Source organism: Brevibacillus sp. FIR094 (assembly GCF_050477165.1).
In the GTDB taxonomy this organism is placed as follows: Bacteria; Bacillota; Bacilli; order Brevibacillales; family Brevibacillaceae; genus Brevibacillus.
In genome coordinates, this window is sequence record NZ_JBEAES010000021.1 from 59,310 (window position 1) to 82,212 (window position 22,903).

The following is a 22,903-nucleotide window of genomic DNA, read 5'->3' on the forward strand; positions in this document are numbered from 1 at the left end:
CTACACATTCGCAAAGAGGGGATAGAATATGACGGTTTCCCTGCAAAAAGAGGGCACAATCGGCGTACTAACGCTGCAACGGCCAGAAGTTTTTAACTGCCTCAATCTTGAAATGCTCGTGAGATTACGCGGCTTGATCAGTGAAATCAGCCATGATCGTGACATCCGAACGGTCATTGTGACAGGTGCTGGTGACAAGGCGTTTTGCTCTGGTGCGGATTTAAGAGAGCGGCGATCCATGTCACCACAACAGGTCGATGTCTATATCCAAACGATTCGAGATACCTTCACAGAGCTGGAAAAGCTACCGAAACCCGTCATCGCGGCGATTAATGGGCTGGCGCTGGGGGGCGGTACAGAATTGGCGTTGGCGTGCGATCTGCGGATCATGAGTGAGCATGCCCAGATGGGTTTAACGGAGACATCGCTCGGGATCATCCCGGGTGCTGGCGGAACACAGCGTTTGCCCCGGCTGGTTGGAAAAGGCGTCGCCAAGGAACTGATTTTTACGGCAAGGCGTGTATTGCCGGAGGAGGCACTGTCCATTGGGTTGATCAATCGGATTGTTCCCGCTGATCAACTCATGGCGACAGCGATTGCTTTGGCCGAGCAAATTTCAGTGAATGCGCCACTTGCCCTAGCGCAAGCCAAGTTTGCCATCGATTGTGGAGTGGAAGTCGAGCTAGCTAGTGGGCTTCAGATTGAGAGCAATGCGTACAAGCTGCTCGTCCCGACGAAAGACCGCCTAGAAGGACTCGCAGCCTTCCAAGAAAAACGAAAACCGATATACCGCGGAGAGTGAGAAGGGGGATTACGCTGATGACCAAACATTTGGAAGACACATTGCACGAAAAAATCGCCCAAGTAGTGCAAGGGGGCGATGCCAAGTATCATGACAAGCTCAAGGAGCAAGACAAGCTGTTCGTCCGAGATCGCCTCAAGCTATTGTTCGATGACGAGTTCATGGTCGAAGATGGGCTGTTCGCGAATATCATGGCAGGTGATCTGCCGGCGGATGGAGTTGTGACCGCAATCGGCAAAGTAAATGGTCAAACTGTCTGCGTGATGGCTAATGATTCGACAGTGAAAGCCGGGTCTTGGGGATCGCGGACCGTCGAAAAAATTATTCGCATCCAAGAGACAGCTGAAAAAATGCGTGTTCCTCTTCTCTATCTCGTCGATTCAGCAGGAGCGCGTATTACTGACCAATTGGAGATGTTCCCAGGCCGACGGGGTGCTGGGCGAATCTTTTATAACCAAGTGAAGCTTTCCGGCAAAATTCCACAAGTGTGCATTTTGTTTGGACCTTCTGCTGCTGGTGGCGCATATATCCCTGCTTTTTGTGACATTGTCATCATGGTCGACAAAAACGCGAGCATGTACTTGGGATCTCCGCGTATGGCGGAAATGGTGATTGGAGAAAAAGTGAGCTTGGAAGAGTTGGGCGGCGCACGGATGCATTGCTCCGTCAGCGGATGCGGCGACGTACTGGCTGCCAATGAAGAAGAAGCGATTCAAGCGGCACGTAGCTATCTCCGATTCTTCCCGGCGAACTATACGTTGACGCCACCGACTGTACTGGCGAAAGCCCCTGTGTCTACAGCGAAGGAAATCACGAGCATCGTGCCGGAGAACCAAAATGCAGCTTTCAATATGCATGATGTCATTACAGCATTGGTCGACGAGGATTCGTTCTTTGAAATCAAAAAATTATTTGCCCAAGAGCTGATTACCGGATTGGCACGTCTGGATGGCAAGCCTGTCGGTATCATTGCCAACCAGCCGCGTGTGAAGGGAGGAGTCCTGTTTGTCGATTCGGCTGACAAGGCGGCTCGATTCATCACATTGTGCGATGCGTTTTCGATCCCTCTCCTGTTCTTGGCGGATGTTCCTGGCTTTATGATCGGGACAGCAGTAGAGCGGGCCGGAATTATCAGACACGGGGCCAAAATGATCTCTGCTATGGCAGAAGCCACGGTACCGAAAATATCCGTCATTGTACGCAAAGCGTATGGTGCTGGCTTGTATGCAATGGCCAGCTCTGCATTTGAACCAGATGCTTGCCTCGCACTGCCTGGTGCCCAAATCGCCGTGATGGGTCCAGAAGCAGCGGTCAATGCCGTCTACAGTAACAAAATTCAGGCGATTGAGGACCCGACAGAGCGTCAAGCGTTTATTCAGGAAAAACGCAGAGAGTATCAAGAAGATATCGATCTGTACTTACTGGCATCCAACTTGATTGTAGATGCTGTTGTGCCTCCAAGCGAACTGAGACGAGAATTAATCCAGCGCTACGAGGTTTACAAGGAAAAGCGTCACGTTTTTTCGGACAGAAAGCATGCAGTATATCCCGTATAAATCAGGGTTCAGGCTGTCGTCAAAAGGCGATGGCCTGATTTTTTTTACAGAAAATGTGTGACAACCCAGGAATATTTCGATAATTTCGATCTTTTTTTGTGTCAATCAATTGAACAATCCTGAAAACTCTGTTATTCTTGAAAAATAAGCATTGATTAATGTGGGTGAACAAATGCTGCTAGAACTAAGGACGTGTCAGGTGGTAGTCATAGGTGGAGGGTCTGTCGGGTTGCTGTATGCAGCAAGGCTCGCACTCGTTGGACAACCTGTTACGATTGTTACACGCAGTTCACTCCAGGCGAATCAGCTAAATGAACGCGGGCTCAGCTTTCAAAAGCTTAATGGCGAAACAGTTACTATTCCTGTCGCCGCTCGCCCCATTGAAGAAGGATTGCCTGAAGGGAATCTGTATCTGTTAACTGTAAAGCAGCCAGATTTGCACAGCGTGCTTCCAGCCTTACAAGGGATAAACCTTGAGGCAAGAGTGATCGCTTTGCAAAATGGCATGGGTCATTACGAATTGCTTCGAACCGTTTTAACGGAGACACAGTGCTTCTTTGCGATTAATACGGAAGGAGCAAGGAGATTGTCGCCTACAGAAGTCGTGCATACCGGTACAGGGACTTTGCGCGTAGGTTCTTGGGAGACTTCTGATTGCAATGATCCACTGATTCGCACATTTGTTGAATGGGCGCTATCAACAGGCATGGAGGCTGTCTATGAAAAGGCAATACAGCCTTTCGCTTGGCGCAAGCTCATCGCAAATGCGCTGATCAATCCGTTAACCGCGCTTTTTGAAATCCCAAATGGTGCTCTCCTCGAAAATTCACATACAAAACAGCTCATGCGTGACTTATTTGTAGAAGCAGCTGCAGTGGCTGGGTATGCCGGACAAAAAATCGAGGATGCAGACTTGCAGGAAATTGTCTCCATTTGCCGAAATACTTCCCGTAATCTTTCCTCCATGTTGCAGGATATAAAGAAGCGCAGACCGACGGAAGTGCAGTCTATCAACGGCTATCTTGTCCAAGTAGGAAAAAAGGCTGGGATTCCGACTCCGCTGCACGAAACCTTGCTTCGCGTTATCCTTCTTAAGTCAGACATGGGAATACGGAAGGAGGGAGGCGACAGTAGATGACCTTTTTGGCGAATGTCTGGGCCTATTTGTGGGGGACGCTGACGGTTGTGCCGTTTCTCGGGTTTCCGCTCGTTTATTTCATCTTGTATGTGACGACGCGGAACAAGAAATTGGCAGGCCGCTTCGCGATAAATATCACGAATCTTTTGGTGATTCGTTCTGCTGTTTCCGCTTACGAACTGATCTGGCCCGAGGCCTTCTCCGCTTGGTGGTGGGTATTCTGCTTTTACCTGGTGGTAACCGTGCTGCTTGGGTGGGTACAGATGAAGTGGAAGGGGCGGCTCTCCCTCAAAAAGGTAGGATTTTCGGCTTGGCGTTTGTCGTTTCTCTGGTTTGGAATCGTCTACATAGTGCTGTTTACGACCGGAATTATCAAAACGATGGGTGTCGTGTAAAGCACTGTTGATACATATCGTATTTATTCCGATAAGAAAGAAGGTTGGAACTATGCGACTTCCCATCGAGACCATCGGTCATAAGATTCGAATGATTCGGAAAGAACGCGGCTTTACCTTGGAAATTATGGCAGGCAAGACAGGGTTAAGCAAAGGTTTGCTGAGCCAAGTAGAGCGTGGAATTTCGCAGCCGTCGCTTGATTCGCTGTGGAAAATCACCAAAGCTCTGGAGTCACCTATCATTCATTTTTTCGAAGATATTGATCAAAAGCAGGTGCATGTGACTCGCTTGCAAAAACGCAGACAACTGGTCTTTCCTGAATCGGCGGGCACTTATTCGCTGCTCTCGATGGGAGGTAGTGCCAAGCTGGGGATGCTGGAAGTGCGGCTGATGCCTGGAGAAATGGCTGTCGACAAGTTCGTACAGTCAGAGGGAGAAGAGTGCTTCACGGTCATTACTGGTAGTGTGACAGCGCGCTTCAACGATGAAGAGCATGTATTGGAAGCAGGAGACAGTATTTCATTTGACAGCAGCAAAACACACTCAATCGAAAATACAGGAGAAACGGAAGCTTTGTTAATCTGGTCCGTCACCCCTCCACAATTTTAATGCAAGCGCGAACGAGCCTGTATTACACTTTGACAACCCATTAAAGTGGGTTGTCTTGTTTTTTGTGGCTGTGGAGCATGGTATAATTTTGGTTGACCATGGCCCTAAGAAAGGTGAGCTAGCATGAATGTTGAATGTCTCGCGCTTCCATTGGCGAATCCGCTGGCACAGGAGTACCAGCAGCAAAATGCCTCTGCTTTACAGTTTTTTGCGCATAATCCCTACCGTGAACAGTCCTACCGAGAACGCGTGGAATGGCTTCAAAGTCAATCCTATCCTCACCGGAACAAGCTCGTGGAAGGTTTATATCGTTTTAATAAAGAGATGGGTTCACACCCTGAAGCACTGAAAAATATCGAGTTGCTCAAACAGCCAGACACATATGTGGTCATCGGCGGTCAGCAAGCAGGGGTTCTGGGTGGACCACTCTATACGGTCAACAAAGCTGTTCATCTGATCCAGGCAGCGAAAAGGCTGTCTGCCGAGCTTCAGGCGAACGTCATTCCGGTGTTTTGGATTGCTGGCGAAGACCATGACATCGATGAGATCGATCATGTGTACTGGGGAGCGGACGATGGGAAGCGCCTGCATAAAGAGCGACTTCCTCTGAACAAAAAAGGCCGCAAATCGGCAAGTGCGTTACCCTTGGACCCTGAACTGTGTACGCAGTTCCTGGAAAAGTTTTTCCAGGGACAAACAGAGACTGCCGAAACCAGACAGATTCGTGAGCTGCTGACGCAGACTGCGGCAGATTCGCGTACAGTCGCAGAGTGGTTTGCCCGTTTGATGGCAAAACTGTTTGGCAAGCATGGTCTTGTTCTGGTTGAATCCTCGTTGCCGTTTGTTCGTGAACTGCAGCAACCCATTTTTTCACAGATCATTGAGAACAATGAGCAATTGACGAAGGTGATGCTACGGGCGGCGGATCGGATTTCAACGGCTGGCTACCCGCTTCAATTGCAAGTGGAAGAGCATCAAGCCAATTTGTTCGTCTATGAGGGCGATGATCGATTGCTGCTAGAACGTCACGGGGAGCGCTTTATTAATCGGAGACGCTCTTACAGTCGTGATGAATTGCTCAAGCAGGTTGCAGATTCCCCGGAGCGTTTTAGCACAAATGTCGTTACTCGTGGATTGATGCAGGAGCATCTGTTTCCTACGCTTGCCTTCATTGGAGGTCCGGGCGAGATTGCTTATTGGGCGTTTTATCGGGAGGTATTCGAGCTATTCGGGATGCAGATGCCGATCGTATTGCCTCGTATGTCTATTACCCTTGTGGAAGGTGCTCAACAGAGACTGCTGGATAGCTTAGGGCTTTCTATTGAACGAGTCTTGACTGATTTCACCGCTTGGAAAACCGAGTGGTCCAAAAATCAAGCGCCGCATCCGTTGGAGCAGCAATTCGCATCGGCAAGAGAGTCGATCATGTCGATCTATCGTCCGCTAGTAGAGGAGGTTATTTCTCTGGATGGCGGCTTGCGTGGTCTGGCTGAGAAAAATAGTAAGCTGCTGTTAGAGCAAGTATCCTTTTTGGAAGAGCGTCTGATTCGTTCGCTACAGCAAAAAGATGACATGGAGCATGTGCGCGTCCAACGAATTGAGACGGCTTTGTTGCCCGAAGGTGCTCTGCAAGAAAGAAAGCATTCGTTTTTCCCGTTTGCAAACAAGTATGGCCTCGGCTTAGTTGACCGTTTAGTAGATGCGCCATTCGCGCATGATGGTACTCATCAACTTTATTACTTGTAAACTGCAGTGCAAAATAGTCGGATCGTCCTAGAAGTGGACCCGGCTATTTTTTTGTTGTTTAATCTATTGGAAAACTTTTCTTTAAATGATGACGAAACTTTTCCGACAAATTCTGCGTATTAGTAGTAATGGATTGTTTTTGGGGAAAGGTGGTACTCGGGATGCAGATTACATTACAACAAATCGGGAAAAAAGCCACTCTACTAGTTGTAAGCTTGTCGGTTTTATTGACGGGCATCGCAACAGCAGGATTGAATAAGGCCGACGCACGGGAAGAATACGTGGCCAATTCACCTGCATTTATCGACACAAATGGACATTGGGCAGCAAAAGAAATAGGGATTGCTACCAAAAAAGGATTGATTAAAGGCTTTCCCGACGGGACCTTTAAGCCAGAACAAACAGTGACGCAAGAACAGTTTTTATCCCTGATTGAACGCGTCATTCCTTCCTTTACAGGTCACGAGCCTGACAGCTTTATCAAAGAGACCTACTTGCAGGCAGCTGCGGGACGATGGTCGGAAAAAACCTATCACCATTTGGCTTCAGCCGGTATCATGCCATCTGGAAAACCGACGGATAGCATGACGCGGTTGGAAGCGGCAAGAACGTTGCTGGCAGCAATTGGGCATCAATCAGAAGGGGAAAAATATCGGGGAACGACAGCGAAATTTTTCACGGATCTTTCGGTCGAAAATGAAACACAGGTGATGACGGTTTACCCTGCCTACAAAATGGGGATTATGGCTGGCTTTCCAGATGGAAGCTTTCGTCCTGATGACAAAATCAACAGAGCACAGGCAGTCGTCCTGTTAAATCGTTTAGAAACAAAAATCGACGAGCTGTACCCTGGCAATGTAGCAGAGAGCGAAAAAAAGGCAATGACACAAGCCGTCTCGTCATTTGTGGGAGACGTGATGGATAAGCAAAAGATTCGTCGCTTTGATGACTTGGTCGCGTATGTAAAGCAAAACAATCTGCCTGTCAGCGAATCGTTTTTACGTGAGCATTTTTCGTTTATGCAATATGAAGTGTATGATTATGTCCGGTTTCCACAGTTTAATGAGCTGATGTACTTTGCAAAAATCGGAATGAATAAATACAGAATGACGGTTCAATATTACGCAGGGGATTTGGGTGGAAGCGTCGATCGCACGTTTTACCTTTCCTCGAGCGATGGCAAAACGTTTCGACTGATTGGAAAAGATGAATAAGAAAAAAGGCTGGGATATGACCCCAGCCTTTTTTTTGTGTTAGGCATGACGTTTTTGCCAGATAAAAAGGACGAGTGCAATCACGAGCGGATAGAGAGCGGACCATCCCAAAAAAGGATAGAGTCCAACTGTACAGACGAGAGAAGTCCAAGAAGCGATTCGACCTACGCGACTATTGCGCAGGAGTCGGACCCCAGCGAGACACCCGCCGATATAAGTCGCAAAAAAGGTTGCATTGGGTAACTCGATGAGTCTGGACAAGTCGATCACGTCGAAATAGAGTACACCGAGAACGAGGACAAAACAAAGAGAGAGAAACAGAAGTCCGCCGGTTGGTGTCCGGTACTTGGCATGGAGGGTGCCAAACCAGCGAGGAGCGATCTTTTCTTGCGCCAACGAATAGGCGATGCGTGAAGCAGCACCAATGTAAGCGTTGGCTGTTGCGATACAAATGAATAAGGCGGTTACGGCTACGATCCATCCGCCAATCGGACCCAGGGAGAGTTGAACCATGACACTGAGCGAGGCAGCGGAGATGCCGACTCCGTAGCTATGCGTAGCCACAGTCATAAAAGCTACGGCAAAATACAAGAGAGCGACGATTCCCGCACTCCACAAAACACCGCGAATCGCGTTTTTCGCTGGATCGACGAATTCCTCTGAGAGATGCGTCACGGCTTCCCATCCAATGAAGCACCAGAACATCAGACCTGCTGCTTGCACGACACTCAACCAACCGTTTGGCATAAAAGGGGTAAAGTGCGTGACAGATGCATGCGGAATGCTTGCGACAACGGCCAAAATCAAAATCGTAATAATCAGCGAGACAACAATCGTTTGGACACGTGCAGCTACATGCAAGCCTACAACATTCATCATAAGGACAGCGAGAAGAAGCAGAGCCGCCGCCGCATATACTTGCGACTCACTCCAGTTCAGCAGGATCGCAATGTAGTTGGCCCCTGTAACACTCAGAATCGGTGCGCCAATCGGGACAGACAAGAGAAAGAACCAGCCAACCATGTTTCCGAATCGGTCTCCGTACGCTGTCCGTACAAATGTAGAGACTCCACCTGAGCTCGGATAACGAGCAGATAACAGCCCCATCGTAATGGCCATGGGCAGGACGAGAATAGACATGACGAGCCAAGCTAAAATGGAAGCAGGACCAGCCTTTTGTGCTGCGAGTCCGGGGATGAGCAGTACGCCGGAACCGATCACCGCCCCGATGTATAAGGCGACGATCTGCGGAAGTCGCAGTGTTTTGGCTAGACCGGGGGCTTGCATGGATAATTTCCCCATTGGTAGATCCCTCACTTTTTTACTTACCTAGTCGTTGGTAACTGAAGTGTAGCATAGACTTAATCATCGGAGTTATCTATAATATTAGATAATTCAAATCGATTTTTTCGATGAAAAGAGGGGGAAATCTGGATACTCGTTATTTACAAACATTCCGTGAAGTAGCAAAATGCCAGAGCTTTACTCGTGCAGCAGAAATTTTAGGCTATGCGCAGTCGAGTGTGACGACCCAAATTCAAAATCTGGAATCGGAGTTCGGTGTCAGTCTTTTCGAGCGTTGGGGCAAAAAAATCAGGCTTACCCATGCAGGTGAAGTGCTTCTCGGCTACAGCGAACAGCTGCAAGCCGTATTAGATGAAGCAAAAGCGAATCTATCAGAGCAAGCACATCTGGCGGGAACGTTGAGTATCGGAATAGTGGAGTCACTGGCAGCCTTTTATTTACCACCCTATTTGCAAAAATTTCGCTTGGAGCAGCCACGAATGCGGATCATGCTTGTACCGGGCATCTGTCAAGACTTGAGACAAGGGGTAAAGGAAGGGAAGTTCGATTTCGCCTTTGTGCTCGATTGGCTCCACGATCAATCTGAGCTGACAAATGTCGTTTTAGGTGAGGAAAAACTAGTTGTTGTCGCTGCACCTACCCATCCGCTTGTGAAAAAAGAGAAGGTAGAAACGCATGATTTTGCCGGGGAAACCTGGATTTTTACAGAAAAGGGATGCAGTTACCGAGGGATGATGGAATCAGTGTTGCGTGAAACAGGGGCCACTGTAGAGTCTTCTTTTGAATTCGGTAGTCTAGAAGCGATTAAACAGTGTGTTGCTTATGATTTAGGCATTGCGTTGCTTCCGAAAATTGCCGTGCAAGAAGAAGTGAAAAATGGTACACTTGTGATACTCCACTTTTCCCATCCGGATATCCGTGTTTTCCGACAGCTGGTCTACCATAAAAAGAAGTGGATGCCACAGGCTTTGCTGCGCTTTTTGGAGTTGCTTACGATAGAAACCGCAGAGCCGAAAAATGCCGAAAATAGGAAAAACAGGTGATGGTTGAACTTGCGTATGATATGATAGATAAGGTTGCTTTATGAGATAAAAGGAGGTCCATCCGTACATGAACACAGTATCTGAAAGCATCGTAAAAGATATGGCGTTGGCGCACAACGGCCATCTGAAGATTGATTGGGTAAAAGAACACATGCCTGTCCTGAACCGCATTCGCGAGCGCTTTGAAAAAGAGCAGCCGTTTGCAGGACTAAAAGTTGCGATCTCCTTGCACTTGGAAGCGAAAACGGCTTATCTGGCAAAAGTAGTTCAAGCTGGTGGCGCTGAAGTAACCATTACTGGTTCCAACCCGCTGTCCACGCAAGATGACATTTGCGCAGCGTTGGTGGAAGACGGCATTCGCGTATTTGCGAAATACAATCCAGATCCTGCTGAGTACAAAGAGCACCTGATCAAAACACTGGAAACTCGTCCTGACCTGATCATTGACGACGGTGGCGACCTGATCACCATTTTGCACAGCGAGCGTCGTGATCTGCTGTCTCAAGTTCGTGGTGGTGCAGAAGAAACCACAACAGGTATTCTGCGTCTGAAAGCGCTGGAAAAAGAAGGCAAGCTAGAATTCCCGATGGTTGCCGTAAACGATGCATTCTGCAAATACTTGTTCGACAACCGCTATGGTACAGGTCAATCCGTATGGGATGGTATCAACCGTACAACGAACCTCGTAGTAGCGGGTAAAACTGTAGTTGTAGCTGGCTATGGCTGGTGCGGTAAAGGTGTAGCGATGCGTGCAAAAGGTTTGGGCGCAAAAGTAATCGTAACCGAAATCGACCCAATCAAAGCAGTAGAAGCTTACATGGATGGATTTGAAGTAATGCCAATGCTCGAAGCTGCGAAGCATGGTGACTACTTCGTAACCGTGACAGGTAACCGCGATATCATCAGCAAAGAGCATTTTGCTGTGATGAAAGATGGCGCAATCTTGTCCAACGCGGGTCACTTCGATGTCGAAGTAAACAAGGTCGATCTGAATGCAATGTCGACATCTTCCCGTATTGTGCGGAAAGATATTGAAGAATTTGTCTTGACTGATGGTCGAAAAGTGTATCTGCTCGCGGAAGGCCGCCTCGTGAACCTGGCTGCTGGCGACGGACATCCGGCTGAAATCATGGATATGACCTTTGCTCTGCAAGCGGTATCCTTGGCTTATGTCAATGAACAGTACAAAAACATTGGCAAAAAAGTGCTGAACGTACCATTCGAATTGGATCAAATGGTGGCACAGTACAAGTTGGAAGCTCTGAACATCGGAATCGACAAATTGACAAATGAGCAAAAATCCTACCTGGAAAGCTGGGTCGAATAGTCACTCGAATCCCGTCTTTTCCCGGCAAAAAAATAAGCGAAAAAATCCTGCATACAAACGCAGGATTTTTTTTTATAATAACAAATAGGTACTAGGTGGGGAAAAGTGGGGGAAAGTGGAGCTAACCGACAGGAAAGTGGGGGACCAGGGCGTGTTCATGGGGGAATATCAGCACAGCATCGACGAAAAAGGCCGCCTGACGATCCCAGCCAAATTCCGTGAAGGGCTAGGCACTTCCTTTGTTATTACCCGCGGGCTGGACCAATGTTTGTTTGCTTATCCGCAAGATGAGTGGAAACAACTAGAGGAAAGACTCAAGTCTCTCCCATTTACAAAAGCAGATGCTCGGGCATTTACACGATTTTTCTTTTCAGGTGCCACCGAATGCGAGTGGGACAAGCAGGGAAGGGTAAACATACCACCCAATTTACGTGAGCATGCAGGCATGCAAAAAGAATGTGTGATCATTGGGGTGTCAAACCGTGTAGAGGTATGGAGCAAGGAACGCTGGGAAGATTATTTTGCCCAGTCAGAAGGCTCTTTTGGAGAAATTGCCGAAAAACTGGTTGATTTTAATTTGTAGCAGCGAGAAGAACAGGAGTGACGACATTGTCGTTTCATCACGTAACCGTTTTGATGGATGAGGCTGTCGCAGGGCTAAACATTCGTCCTGGAGGCATTTATGTAGACTGTACACTTGGCGGAGCTGGGCATAGCAGCTTGATTGCTTCCAAGCTGACGGAGGGCGGTCGCCTTATCGCCATCGATCAGGACGACTGGGCACTGGATAATGCCCGCGAAAGACTCGCTTCCTATATGGATAGAGTCACGCTGGTAAAGAGCAACTTTCGTCATATCAAAGACATTGTGAGAGATTTAGGCTTGGCTGGCGTAGACGGGATATTGTTTGACCTCGGGGTATCCTCTCCGCAATTGGACGAGGGAGAGCGCGGCTTCAGCTACAATGCCGATGCGCCCTTGGATATGAGAATGGACCAACAAGCACCACTGTCCGCCTATGACATTATCAATGAGTGGGATGAAGAAGAGATTGCCAAGATCATTTGGCTGTACGGGGAAGAGAAATTTTCCCGGAGAATTGCCCGGCAAATCGTTCAACAACGGAAGAAGCAGCCGATCCAAACAACAGGTGAACTCGTTGAGTTGATTAAGGAAGGAATTCCTGCCGCTGCGCGCCGTACCGGACCCCATCCGGCGAAGCGTACCTTTCAGGCAATTCGGATCGCAGTCAATGATGAACTGGATGCATTCAAAGAGGCCGTCGTCGATGCTATTGAGGTTTTGAATCCAGAAGGTCGCGTAAGTGTCATCACGTTTCATTCATTAGAGGACAGAATCTGCAAGCAAATTTATCAAGACTTTTCAAAAGGGTGCACGTGCCCACCAGCCTTTCCGATTTGCACATGCGGAAATAAAGCGGTAGTAAAAGTCATTACAAAGAAGCCGATTTTGCCATCAGAAGAAGAATTAGAAGCAAACAAGCGTGCACGATCAGCTAAACTACGGGTAGCGGAGAAGCTGTAGACCGGGATCGACGAGAAAGGGGAGGGAGAAGCGATGAGTTATTACTACCGAGGAAATCTAGCTATGGAGTTGGAACAACAATCCCGCTCTGTAACGAAAACAACTAAGCGCACGGTTCGAATCAAGCCAACGATTCCGACCGGAGAAAAATTGCTGTATCTCTTATTTATCTCGTTAACCGTCGTTGGCTTGGGTCTAGTGGGTGTCCGCTACTCGCAAATTTCCCAGTTGAATTACGAAATCCAAAGCACCAAACATGAAAACCGTGTGACGGCAGAAAATAATGCAACGTTGAAATTGCAAATTGAGCAAATGACCAACCGGGATCGCCTGCAAAAAGAAGCAGAGAAGCAGGGGATGGTATACAATCCAGCAGCTGTACATACGATTGGGAAACCAGAAGTACAAGCGAGTTCTCTGCCACAAACACAACCCAAAAAACCTTAAATGTTACTGCTCACGTGCGGTAACATTTTTTCTTAGCTGGGCCCGAGTCTGCTCCTGACTCGGCTAGGTTGCGTTCGTCTCCCCCATCTGCCTTTGTTGGGAGGCGGGCGATCTTTGATGCGACGGAGTTGAATGGAGATGGAATGGAAGCGAAAAGTAAATTGGCGGATTCTCGTGGTAGCCTTATGCTTGATCTTGACCTTTTCGACGTTGAGCTTTCGGATTTATTGGATCCAAACTGCAGAGGCTGCCAGAATCATGGAAACTGCACAAAAGCAGTGGGACAGGGAACATGTTTTGAAGCCGAAGCGTGGAGCGATCTATGATCGAAATGGAGAGATTTTGGCGTATGAGGGTAAGGCATATACGGTAAATGCAAGGCTGAAGCCACTTGATGCGAGAGACGAAGATGTGGTGAAAGACCCTTACTACACAGCGAACATGCTGGCTCCTATTTTGAATGCGCCTGTTCCAGAATTGGTAAAGAATTTGACCAAATCGAGCAAAGTAGTGGAATTGGGACGCTACGGGCAAAAGATCAGTGAAGAGCAGAGGAACCGCATTCTGGCATTGCAATATCCCAAGTTGCCAAGTGGAGAGCAAGTCAAAAAGAACCAGCTGCCAGGCATCTATTTGACTGAAACGACTCGCAGGGTCTATCCGAATAATGCCTTCGCCTCCCATGTGATCGGTTATCTGGATTTATACGATGAACCGAAAATGGGAATTGAGCTACAATTGAACGAACAATTGGCTGGCAAAAAGGGACATATTGCCTACCAAAGGGATCGTGCTGGCTACCAGCTGCCAGACGGAGAAGGGGAGTACATTCCGGCAGAAGACGGCTTGGATGTATATCTCACCATTGATCGCCAGATACAGGATTATGTAGAACAAGCCCTTGATAAGGTGGAACAGCAGTACAAGCCGCAGGGCATGACGGTCATTGTGGCCGATCCGCAATCGGGTGAGGTATTGGCTATGGGCAACCGCTCACAGTTTAATCCGAATACCTACTACAACGGGATTGAGAATTACAATAACCATGCTGTTACCACAATGTTTGAGCCCGGCTCTACATTTAAAATTATTACTCTTGCGGCAGCGATTGAAGAAAAAATGTTTAATCAGAATGAAACCTATCAATCAGGTGCTTATACCATCAAAGGGCAGATTCCGATCCGTGACCACAACAATGGTGCCGGTTGGGGAAACATTACCTTTTTGGAAGGGGTTCAGCGATCCAGTAACGTATTGTTCGCTAAGTTGGGGTATGAACGGTTGAAGCTGGAGGGTTTGAAGAAATACTTCAAAAAATTCGGGATGGGTGAAGTAACCGGAATTGAGCTTCCCTACGAGAAAAAAGGAAATCTGATCAACCTGGAGAAACCAAGATCTCCGCGTGACTGGGCTGCAACTACCTTTGGACAAGCAGCGACGGTCACGGCGATTCAGCAGGTGGCGGCTGTAGGAGCGATCGCGAATGGAGGAGAGCTTCTAAAACCTCATATTTTAAAAGAGATGCGCGATCCTCACACGGGAGCAGTCGTCAATCGCACGCAACGTGAGGCTGTGGAGAGGGTTGTAAGTGAAGCGACTGCGAAACAGACACGAGATATTTTGGGTAAGGTTGTCTCAGAGAAGCCCGGGACTGGTACACTCTATCAGATCGAAGGGTACCAAGTAGCAGGAAAGACAGGAACTGCACAAAAATATGATCCCAACACAGGGAAAATTATGGATGGGCGTTACGTAGCTTCCTTCATTGGTTTTGCGCCAAAAGATAATCCAAAGCTGTTGGTTTATGTCGTTATTGATGATCCGCAAACAGATGCATGGTATGCATTGTGGGGGCAAATGATGCTCGCTCCAATGTTTACGTCCATTATGGAGCGTAGCCTGCAATATATGCAGCAACAGCCTGATCTGTCGGTAGTAAAGAATAAATCGAATGAAAAGGCAAAGCCGAAGAAAGAAGCGCAGGCAGCACTAGCATCCTCACCTGCTACACCGAAGACATTGCCTAAGTTTGAAGGGATGTCCACGACAGCTGCGCAATTGCGAGCGAAGCAGGATAATTTGACAGTCACGGTAGCCGGGACAGGTACGAAAATCGTCAAACAGTATCCGGAAGCCTATGATCAGGTCGTTCCAGGTGAACAGATCATCATTGTAACAGATAGGGTCAAAGGAACAAAGATGCCTGACTTCAAAGGAAAATCATTGCGTGACGTCATGGAGTTCAGCTCTTTGATCAATCTCGCAATGAAATCGACTGGAACTGGCTTCGTCACCCAGCAAAGCATTCCTCCGGGAACGGTGCTTCAGGGGACAGAGCTGCTTCAGGTGACGCTGCAATCCGTGTCGGAACCAGCTGTACCGACAACACCACCTCCAGGTCAGGACGGCAGCACAGTGCCTGCTACAACGACGCCAAACAATCCGGGGTCGAATCCTGCTACAAATCCAACAGGTGGAAATAATCCGGTTCCACCATCTTCCGGTCAGCAAACTTGGCAAAGTGGAGAAGCACAGCCGCCAGCATCTGGACAGGCACCCCCTCCTAACAAACCAGGAGACCAAACAACGCAAACACCGACAAGTCCATAGTTCTAACTAGTCCCCCCTGCGAATAAGGTTAAGAAGAGACAACCTATTTGAGGGGGGACTCGCTTTGCGGGTATCCAATGCTACTGTACGCCGTCGCATTTTTATCATCTTGATTGTCGGAGTCGTTTTGTATTCGGCACTTGTCACCCGTTTGGGTTATGTTCAATTGATAGAAGGACCGAAACTCTCGCAAATGTCAGATGAACTGCTCAAGCGGGAAATTAAATTTCAGCCCAATCGCGGTCGCATTCTAGACAGAAGCGGCAATGAGCTCGTGACGAATATGACCGTTCCTACACTGGTATCAGTAGGGGCGCAAATCAAAGACCCTAAAGAAACAGCGAGACAGCTCGCCGTCATTTTGGAGCGAAAAGAAGAAGATGTATTTCGTGCCATTACGAAAAAAGAAATGAGTAACAATCAGATTCCAGGTGGAAGAAAACTGTCTATTGAAAAGGCGAGAAAAATACAAGAATTGAATTTGCCAGGTATATACTTGGCAGGAGATACGAAGCGTTTTTACCCGAATGGAAATATGGCAGCCCATATTCTTGGCTTCACAGGCATTGACAATCAAGGGTTAACAGGGCTTGAAAAAATTTACGATCCTTTCTTGGTGGGGACCGAGGGGCATATCTCATTTCCGTCAGATGCCAAAGGGCGCGTACTGCCAGGTGGTACAGAAGACTACGTAGCACCCGTAAACGGCATGGACATGTATTTAACGCTCGACAGTACTATCCAATCGTTTATCGAACGCGAGCTGGATCAGGCGGTGGTCGCTTATCAGCCTGATGATGTGCTGGCGATCGCCATGAATCCAAAGACAGGAGAAATATTGGGGATGGGAAGTCGCCCGACATTTCAACCGGATGCGTACAGGGACTATCCTTCAGAGGTGTACAATCGAAATCTCCCTATCTGGAAAACATACGAGCCTGGTTCCACTTTCAAGATCGTGACTCTTGCAGCGGCTTTAAATGAAGGTGTCATCAATTTGAACGAGGGCTTTTACGATCCAGGTTTCATTAATGTGGCAGGTAAGCGATTACGATGCTGGAAGCGGCAGGGGCATGGACAGGAAACGATGCTGGAAGTGGTAGAGAATTCTTGTAACCCAGGCTTTGTTACGATGGGCCAGCGCCTGCAAAAAGAACGACTTTTTGACTACATCAAAAAATTTGGCTTCGGACAAAAGACAGGGATCGATTTGATCGGCGAAGAAAACGGGCTGTTATTCAACTTGAATAAAGTGGGACCGGTAGAGCTGGGTACGACTTCTTTCGGTCAAGGTGTATCGGTAACGCCGATTCAACAAATGGCTGCGGTCTCAGCTGCTATCAATGGTGGCAAACTAATGAAGCCGTTTGTTGCCAAAGAATGGCGGGATAGTGTGACACACGATGTCGTAGCGAGGACCTTGCCGACAGAAGTTCGACAGGTGATTACTGAAGAGACCTCGGCCAAAGTTCGGCATGCGCTGGAAAGTGTGGTTGCTCAAGGAACGGGTAATAAGGCATATATTGAAGGGTATCGGGTAGGAGGAAAGACGGGAACCGCGCAAAAAGTAAAAAATGGCCGTTACGTCGATGGAGAATACATCGTGTCGTTCATCGGCTTTGCGCCTGCTGATGATCCACAGATTGTCGTATATTTCGCTGTAGACAATCCGAAAGCACTCGCGTTTGGTGGATTGATTGCCGCTCCGAGTGTAAAAAGTATCATGGAATCCTCCCTTCAGCATTTGAATGTACCCAAACGTAAAGATGGCATCCCCAAGGAAATTAACAAAGCACTTGGAGAAAGGGCGCCAATTGAAGTGCCGAACATGGTCGGACAATCCATGAGAGACGTAGTGACAACGTATGATACTCTGCCGCTAGTCGTCTCAGGTAAAGGACAGTACGTCATCCAGCAGTCCCCTGCACCCGGAGTAAAAATTGATGAGGGCGGAAAAATTCGCATATACCTTGGTGACAAATTGACCAATTAGCTATAAAATGAGATTTCGAAGGCGGAGGGGAGTAGGCTTGTCTACGTTCGCTCTGCCTTTGTTCGTCAAGACTGCGCCTAAATGAACGGCGTAGCCAAGTACAAATGTTCAAATTTCTGTCTATACTAGTTGGAGAATGGGGTGCCTGTTTCATGTTTCTACGGGATCTGCTCATGCCTTTGTTGCCAGTAACGGTTTCGGGGGATGACAGCATGGAGATTACGGGTTTGACAGCAGACTCGCGCCAGGTAAAGCCCGGCTACTTGTTTGTCTGTCTGACTGGATATACCGTGGATGGACATACGTTCGCGGCCCAGGCGGTGAAGAATGGTGCTGTTGCCGTGTTATCCGAACAAGATCTGGACGTGCCAGCGACTATTGTCAAAGTACCGGATACCCGGCGGGCAATGGCTATGCTGGCTGATCGTATTTTCGGATCTCCTACGAAAGAAGTAAAAGTCATTGGTGTAACGGGGACAAATGGCAAGACGACCACTACGCATCTGATCGACAAAATTTTGCGCGATCAAAGCAAGCAAACAGGCTTAATCGGAACGATCCATATGAAAATTGGAGACGTAACGGAGGAAGTCAAAAATACGACTCCGGATGCCATAGATTTGCAAAGAAGCTTTCGTCGCATGTGCGATGTAAACACAGACTATGCGATTATTGAGGTTTCCTCTCATGCGCTGGAGCTGGGAAGAGTACGCGGTTGCGAAATCCATACAGCGGTTTTCACCAACCTGACGCAGGATCACCTCGACTATCATAAAACGATGGAAAACTATCGCTACGCCAAATCATTGTTGTTTTCCCAGCTGGGTAACAGCTATGACCCAGACCGTCTAAAAACGGCTGTCCTGAATGCGGATGATGAGGCGTCCGAATTATATGCTACCGTTACAACGGCGCGAGTCATTACATACGGCATTGATCAACCTGCAGATGTTAGGGCAAAACAAATCGAAATCACCAGTAAAGGAACTTCTTTTACAGTCGAAAGCTTCGCTGGCAGTGCGCGTCTGAATTTGAAGCTGATGGGAAAGTTCAATGTGTATAACGCTTTGGCAGCCATGGCGGTTACACTCGCAGAAGGAATTCCACTAGAAGAGATCAAAGCGAGCTTGGAAGAGGTAGCGGGCGTAAATGGGCGATTTGAAGCAGTAGATGCTGGTCAGCCGTTTGCGGTACTCGTCGACTACTCCCACACGCCAGACAGCTTGGAGAATGCGTTGATGACTGTCAAGGAATTTGCCCGTGGTAACGTATTTTGTATTGTTGGCTGCGGAGGCGACAGGGATCGAACCAAACGCCCAATCATGGCGCAAATTGCAACGAAATATGCTGATCTGACCGTCTTAACATCAGATAATCCTCGCTCAGAGGAGCCGCAGGCGATTCTCAATGACATGCTGGCTGGCTTGTCGGAAGTGGCACCTGATCGTTATGCGGCACTGACAGACCGACGCGAAGCAATTGCGCATGCAGTTTCGCTTGCAAAGCCGGACGATGTGATCTTGATCGCCGGAAAAGGACACGAAACGTATCAAATTATTAAAGACCAGGTGTTGCCCTTCGATGACCGTGAAGTTGCGCGCGAAGCGATTGCCCGGTACAACCAAGAATAGAACAGATGCCACACACTGCATCGAAAGAAAGGAGGCTCGGGCATGTTCGTTGACAACGTCCTAATCGTCACGATCGTCGCTGCGTTTCTCATCGCCGTACTCATTGGCCCATTGTTTATTCCCTTCCTTCGCCGCCTGAAATTTGGGCAGGCAATTCGTGAGGAAGGACCGCAATCCCATTTTAAGAAGGCTGGAACTCCCACGATGGGAGGCACCATCATTCTTTTGGCACTCATATTTACCGTGTTGAAGTTTGCCAATGCTAAAATGGAAATTTACTTCTTGTTATTGGTGACTCTCGGATACGGTTTAATCGGGTTTCTGGATGATTTCATCAAAATCAAGAAAAAACGCAACCTCGGCTTGACCGCCAAACAGAAGTTTGCTGGTCAGATTGTCTTGGCAATCGGCGCTTATATTTTGCTGCTCATGATGGGGCATGACACGTCGATCCATCTGCCAGGTACACCGTGGAAGCTAGAGCTTGGTTATTTTTACTTCCCATTCCTGTTGTTCCTCTTGGTAGGTACAACGAATGCCGTTAACATCACAGATGGATTGGATGGACTGTTGGCAGGAACGGGGGCAATTGCTTTTGGTGCTTATGCGATCATCGCATGGTTTGGTCAAGATTATGACACCGCTATTTTTAGTGCGGCTGTTGTAGGTGGGGTACTTGGCTTCCTCGTCTTCAATGCACATCCGGCACGCGTGTTCATGGGTGATACCGGTTCACTCGGACTGGGTGGAGCGCTGGCGGGAATTGCAATCATGACGAAGACGGAATTGCTTTTGGCTATTATCGGTGGGGTATTTGTTGTCGAGACGCTCTCTGTTATTATGCAGGTAGTCTCCTTTAAGACACGTGGAAAGCGTATTTTCCGTATGAGTCCCCTGCATCATCATTTTGAATTAACAGGCTGGTCTGAGTGGCGCGTGGTTGTCACGTTCTGGCTCGTCGGTATGTTCTTTGCTGGATTGGGTGTATACCTTGAGGTGGTGACAATCAGATGATGCGTTTTCAAGATAAGCATGTCGTCGTTATTGGTATGGCAAAGAGCGGTGTCGCAGTGGCAAAACTGCTACACCGCTTTGGTGCTCATGTCGTCGTAAATGATAAAAAGCCACGTGAAGAAGCGGTGGGAATAGAAGAACTGGAATCGTTGGGGATTCCGGTCATTTGCGGCTATCACCCAGATGATCTGATTCATGAAGGTGTATCCCTTGTGGTCAAAAATCCGGGGATTCCGTACGAAGCAGCACCCGTCAAGCAGGCGCAGGCACTAGGCATTCCTGTTGTGACGGAGGTGGAGCTTGCCTCCCAGATTGCCAAGGCACCGATTATCGGGATTACAGGCTCCAATGGCAAGACCACGACCACTACGCTCGTCGGACTGATTTTCAAAGAAGCGGGTCTGGATGCGAAGGTAGGAGGCAACATTGGTACCGTGTTGTGCGGCCTGGCGGAAGAAGCTGGTCCTGACGAATGGCTCGTTGCCGAATTGAGTAGCTTCCAACTGATGGGGACAAGGGAATTCCGCCCGCATATCGGTGTTTTGCTCAATCTGTATCCTGCACATCTGGATTACCATCACACCATGGAAGAGTATTTGGCAGCCAAACTAAAAATGTTTGCCAACCAAACGCCAGATGACGTAGCTATTTTGCCATATGACCAACCAGAGATCGTAGAAATATGCAAAGACTTCCTTGCAGCCATTTACTACTTTAGCAAGAGTCAAGAGGTGCCAAAGGGAGCTTTTGTCAAGGATGGTTTGATCCTGTTTGCGGATGGGAATGGGAATACAGAGTCAATCGTTGCGATAGCGGACATTACCGTTCCTCATCTGGACAACGCTCTGGCAGCAATTCTTGTTGCGAAGCTCGCAGGCGCGGACAAGCAATCGATTATACAAGTTCTTACTACCTTCCCAGGGGTAGAGCACCGAATGGAGTTCGTGGATTCGATTCGCGGTGTCAAATACTTCAATGATTCAAAAGCAACCAACCCGGAAGCGGCATCACGTGCCTTGCAAGCATGCAAGGAGCCGGTCGTGTGGATTTGCGGCGGGCTCGATCGTGGTGTTGATTTTCGGGAACTGCTGCCTGTGATTCAAGGTCGGGTAAAAGCAGTTATCGCTCTCGGGCAAACGGCTCCAATTTTACTGGAACGTGCTCAGGAAGCAGGGATTAATGAGCGTATCCATGTCGATACTGTGGAAAAAGCCGTTCTTGCTGCTTCCCAGTTGGCCGAATCAGGTGATGTGGTCTTACTGAGCCCTGCTTGTGCGAGTTGGGACATGTTTCCTTCGTTTGAGACGAGGGGGAGCATGTTTAAGGACGGCGTGCATAGACTTAAAACAAGCCTAGCATAACGTCCCACTGTACCATCAAGAATATGACAAAAGCGGGACGGCATGAGAAAGGATGACCTGGCACAATGAGCAAGGTACGCTCTGCCCCCGACTTCGTAATTATTTTTGCAACACTTTTTTTATTAGGAATTGGCATCGTGATGGTGTACAGCGCCAGCGCGATCGTGGCGCAAAAGCCGCCATTTTCCGATCCGTATTTTTTCGCCAAGCGGCAACTGATCTTTGCTTTGTTAGGGATTACATCCATGTACATTACGATGAATATCGACTACTGGGTGTGGAAGCAATGGGCCAAGCCAGGGTATTTGGTGAGCATCGGTTTGTTGATTCTGGTTCTGATCATCGGGATTGAAGTAAATGGTTCGAAAAGCTGGCTTGGTTTTGGAGCCTTTGGAATTCAACCAGGTGAATTTGCAAAGCTTGGTGTCGTAGCATTCCTCGCCAGATGGCTCTCCGATAATCAGAAGCAAATTGTCTTGTTCCGAAAAGGTCTTATGCCTGCCTTGGGAATCCCAGTTCTTTGTTTTGGCTTGATCATGCTGCAACCGGATTTGGGTACAGGGACGGTTTTGATGGGAACAGCAGTTGTCATGGTTTTTGCTTCAGGTGCGCGGATCAGTCATTTTGTTGGACTGGGGATGATCGGAGTTGTTGGCTTCATCGGCTTGGTTTTGTCAGCACCTTACCGAATCAAAAGGATTACGTCCTTCCTCGATCCGTGGTCTGACCCGCTCAATACCGGCTATCAAATCATCCAATCCCTTTATGCGATCGGTCCCGGCGGTTTGTTGGGTCTTGGTCTAGGGCAAAGCAGACAGAAGCATTTGTATCTGCCTGAGCCTTACAATGATTTTATTTTCTCGATTGTCGCGGAGGAGCTTGGCTTTATCGGAGGCACGCTCATTCTCCTGCTTTTCCTCCTCTTGTTGTGGAGGGGAATGCGAACGGCGATTACGGCTCCAGATTTGTTCGGAAGCCTGCTTGCACTAGGGATCATCGGCATGATTGCCATCCAGGTGGTCATCAATATTGGTGTTGTGACAGGGATGTTTCCAGTGACAGGGATCACGTTGCCGTTCTTAAGCTACGGTGGTTCATCATTGACACTGATGCTCACTGGTGTAGGTGTCTTATTGAACATCTCTCGTTTTTCTCGATAATAGAAA

19 protein-coding genes are annotated in these 22,903 nt (G+C 48.3%); 18 read left to right on the forward strand and 1 reads right to left on the reverse strand.

Annotated features, from left to right (window positions below; genetic code table 11):
* Positions 1-28 precede the first annotated feature (28 nt).
* The 7 genes from ACQ5DJ_RS19170 (at position 29) to ACQ5DJ_RS19200 (ending at position 7,461) form a co-directional block, all read left to right on the forward strand.
* Positions 29-802 carry an enoyl-CoA hydratase-related protein gene (locus ACQ5DJ_RS19170; RefSeq protein ID WP_429843861.1) on the forward strand — a complete coding sequence of 258 codons (774 nt, stop codon included), beginning with the start codon at positions 29-31 and terminating at the stop codon, positions 800-802.
* Positions 803-819: 17 nt separating this feature from the next.
* Positions 820-2,358 carry an acyl-CoA carboxylase subunit beta gene (locus tag ACQ5DJ_RS19175; protein ID WP_429843862.1) on the forward strand — a complete coding sequence of 513 codons (1,539 nt, stop codon included), beginning with the start codon at positions 820-822 and terminating at the stop codon, positions 2,356-2,358.
* A gap of 172 nt (positions 2,359-2,530) precedes the next feature.
* The gene (locus tag ACQ5DJ_RS19180) at positions 2,531-3,496 is read left to right on the forward strand and encodes a ketopantoate reductase family protein (protein WP_429843863.1); all 966 of its coding nucleotides are present in this window, start codon (positions 2,531-2,533) and stop codon (positions 3,494-3,496) included.
* Positions 3,493-3,891, forward strand: coding sequence for a DUF3397 domain-containing protein (locus tag ACQ5DJ_RS19185; RefSeq protein ID WP_376897580.1), 399 nt, complete (start codon positions 3,493-3,495; stop codon positions 3,889-3,891). The genes ACQ5DJ_RS19180 and ACQ5DJ_RS19185 overlap by 4 nt, the downstream gene beginning before the upstream one ends.
* A 52-nt stretch (positions 3,892-3,943) precedes the next feature.
* Complete coding sequence (locus tag ACQ5DJ_RS19190; RefSeq protein WP_429843864.1) at positions 3,944-4,501, forward strand: helix-turn-helix domain-containing protein; 558 nt, start codon at positions 3,944-3,946, stop codon at positions 4,499-4,501.
* Between the two features lie 123 nt (positions 4,502-4,624).
* Entirely contained in the window at positions 4,625-6,247 is a 1,623-nt protein-coding gene (gene bshC, locus ACQ5DJ_RS19195) for a bacillithiol biosynthesis cysteine-adding enzyme BshC (RefSeq protein WP_429843865.1), read from the forward strand.
* Between the two features lie 161 nt (positions 6,248-6,408).
* Positions 6,409-7,461, forward strand: a complete 1,053-nt coding sequence (locus ACQ5DJ_RS19200; RefSeq protein ID WP_429843866.1) for an S-layer homology domain-containing protein — start codon at positions 6,409-6,411, stop codon at positions 7,459-7,461.
* Positions 7,462-7,500: 39 nt separating this feature from the next.
* Here the strand turns inward: ACQ5DJ_RS19200 and ACQ5DJ_RS19205 are convergent, their stop codons facing one another.
* Positions 7,501-8,763 (reverse strand): APC family permease, encoded by a 1,263-nt coding sequence (locus ACQ5DJ_RS19205; RefSeq protein ID WP_429843867.1) that lies wholly within the window; start codon positions 8,761-8,763, stop codon positions 7,501-7,503.
* A 110-nt stretch (positions 8,764-8,873) separates the two neighbouring features.
* Between ACQ5DJ_RS19205 and ACQ5DJ_RS19210 the strand changes: the two genes are divergently transcribed.
* The 11 genes from ACQ5DJ_RS19210 (at position 8,874) to spoVE (ending at position 22,897) form a co-directional block, all read left to right on the forward strand.
* Positions 8,874-9,809, forward strand: coding sequence for a LysR family transcriptional regulator (locus ACQ5DJ_RS19210; RefSeq protein WP_429843868.1), 936 nt, complete (start codon positions 8,874-8,876; stop codon positions 9,807-9,809).
* Between the two features lie 67 nt (positions 9,810-9,876).
* Positions 9,877-11,136 (forward strand): adenosylhomocysteinase, encoded by a 1,260-nt coding sequence (locus ACQ5DJ_RS19215; RefSeq protein ID WP_414852106.1) that lies wholly within the window; start codon positions 9,877-9,879, stop codon positions 11,134-11,136.
* A 151-nt stretch (positions 11,137-11,287) separates the two neighbouring features.
* Positions 11,288-11,719: a division/cell wall cluster transcriptional repressor MraZ gene (gene mraZ, locus ACQ5DJ_RS19220; RefSeq protein ID WP_007717680.1), complete on the forward strand. Its 432-nt coding sequence runs from the start codon at positions 11,288-11,290 to the stop codon at positions 11,717-11,719.
* 17 nt (positions 11,720-11,736) lie between these two features.
* Positions 11,737-12,681 carry a 16S rRNA (cytosine(1402)-N(4))-methyltransferase RsmH gene (rsmH, locus tag ACQ5DJ_RS19225; protein WP_429843869.1) on the forward strand — a complete coding sequence of 315 codons (945 nt, stop codon included), beginning with the start codon at positions 11,737-11,739 and terminating at the stop codon, positions 12,679-12,681.
* Positions 12,682-12,714: 33 nt separating this feature from the next.
* Complete coding sequence (gene ftsL2, locus ACQ5DJ_RS19230; RefSeq protein WP_429843870.1) at positions 12,715-13,128, forward strand: cell division protein FtsL; 414 nt, start codon at positions 12,715-12,717, stop codon at positions 13,126-13,128.
* A gap of 138 nt (positions 13,129-13,266) precedes the next feature.
* Positions 13,267-15,738, forward strand: a complete 2,472-nt coding sequence (locus tag ACQ5DJ_RS19235; RefSeq protein WP_429843871.1) for a penicillin-binding transpeptidase domain-containing protein — start codon at positions 13,267-13,269, stop codon at positions 15,736-15,738.
* A gap of 64 nt (positions 15,739-15,802) precedes the next feature.
* On the forward strand, positions 15,803-17,731 hold the full coding sequence (locus ACQ5DJ_RS19240) for a stage V sporulation protein D (protein ID WP_429843872.1): 1,929 nt from the start codon (positions 15,803-15,805) through the stop codon (positions 17,729-17,731).
* A 152-nt stretch (positions 17,732-17,883) separates the two neighbouring features.
* Positions 17,884-19,362 carry a UDP-N-acetylmuramoyl-L-alanyl-D-glutamate--2,6-diaminopimelate ligase gene (locus ACQ5DJ_RS19245; protein ID WP_429843873.1) on the forward strand — a complete coding sequence of 493 codons (1,479 nt, stop codon included), beginning with the start codon at positions 17,884-17,886 and terminating at the stop codon, positions 19,360-19,362.
* A gap of 42 nt (positions 19,363-19,404) precedes the next feature.
* Entirely contained in the window at positions 19,405-20,376 is a 972-nt protein-coding gene (gene mraY / locus ACQ5DJ_RS19250; protein ID WP_429843874.1) for a phospho-N-acetylmuramoyl-pentapeptide-transferase, read from the forward strand.
* Positions 20,373-21,737, forward strand: a complete 1,365-nt coding sequence (gene murD / locus ACQ5DJ_RS19255; RefSeq protein ID WP_429843875.1) for a UDP-N-acetylmuramoyl-L-alanine--D-glutamate ligase — start codon at positions 20,373-20,375, stop codon at positions 21,735-21,737. Before mraY ends, murD begins: the two co-directional genes overlap by 4 nt.
* Positions 21,738-21,802: 65 nt before the next feature.
* Positions 21,803-22,897 (forward strand): stage V sporulation protein E, encoded by a 1,095-nt coding sequence (gene spoVE / locus ACQ5DJ_RS19260; protein WP_429843876.1) that lies wholly within the window; start codon positions 21,803-21,805, stop codon positions 22,895-22,897.
* Positions 22,898-22,903: the final 6 nt, after the last annotated feature.

What these genes read in the sequence shown, in the direction of transcription:
- ACQ5DJ_RS19170 (WP_429843861.1), top strand. Translation starts at nt 29, where the DNA reads ATGACGGTTTCCCTGCAAAAAGAGGGCACAATCGGCGTACTAACGCTG.
- ACQ5DJ_RS19175 (WP_429843862.1), top strand. Translation starts at nt 820, where the DNA reads ATGACCAAACATTTGGAAGACACATTGCACGAAAAAATCGCCCAAGTA.
- ACQ5DJ_RS19180 (WP_429843863.1), top strand. Translation starts at nt 2,531, where the DNA reads ATGCTGCTAGAACTAAGGACGTGTCAGGTGGTAGTCATAGGTGGAGGG.
- ACQ5DJ_RS19185 (WP_376897580.1), top strand. Translation starts at nt 3,493, where the DNA reads ATGACCTTTTTGGCGAATGTCTGGGCCTATTTGTGGGGGACGCTGACG.
- ACQ5DJ_RS19190 (WP_429843864.1), top strand. Translation starts at nt 3,944, where the DNA reads ATGCGACTTCCCATCGAGACCATCGGTCATAAGATTCGAATGATTCGG.
- bshC (WP_429843865.1), top strand. Translation starts at nt 4,625, where the DNA reads ATGAATGTTGAATGTCTCGCGCTTCCATTGGCGAATCCGCTGGCACAG.
- ACQ5DJ_RS19200 (WP_429843866.1), top strand. Translation starts at nt 6,409, where the DNA reads ATGCAGATTACATTACAACAAATCGGGAAAAAAGCCACTCTACTAGTT.
- ACQ5DJ_RS19205 (WP_429843867.1), bottom strand. Translation starts at nt 8,763, where the DNA reads ATGGGGAAATTATCCATGCAAGCCCCCGGTCTAGCCAAAACACTGCGA.
- ACQ5DJ_RS19210 (WP_429843868.1), top strand. Translation starts at nt 8,874, where the DNA reads ATGAAAAGAGGGGGAAATCTGGATACTCGTTATTTACAAACATTCCGT.
- ACQ5DJ_RS19215 (WP_414852106.1), top strand. Translation starts at nt 9,877, where the DNA reads ATGAACACAGTATCTGAAAGCATCGTAAAAGATATGGCGTTGGCGCAC.
- ftsL2 (WP_429843870.1), top strand. Translation starts at nt 12,715, where the DNA reads ATGAGTTATTACTACCGAGGAAATCTAGCTATGGAGTTGGAACAACAA.
- ACQ5DJ_RS19235 (WP_429843871.1), top strand. Translation starts at nt 13,267, where the DNA reads ATGGAATGGAAGCGAAAAGTAAATTGGCGGATTCTCGTGGTAGCCTTA.
- ACQ5DJ_RS19245 (WP_429843873.1), top strand. Translation starts at nt 17,884, where the DNA reads ATGTTTCTACGGGATCTGCTCATGCCTTTGTTGCCAGTAACGGTTTCG.
- mraY (WP_429843874.1), top strand. Translation starts at nt 19,405, where the DNA reads ATGTTCGTTGACAACGTCCTAATCGTCACGATCGTCGCTGCGTTTCTC.
- murD (WP_429843875.1), top strand. Translation starts at nt 20,373, where the DNA reads ATGATGCGTTTTCAAGATAAGCATGTCGTCGTTATTGGTATGGCAAAG.
- spoVE (WP_429843876.1), top strand. Translation starts at nt 21,803, where the DNA reads ATGAGCAAGGTACGCTCTGCCCCCGACTTCGTAATTATTTTTGCAACA.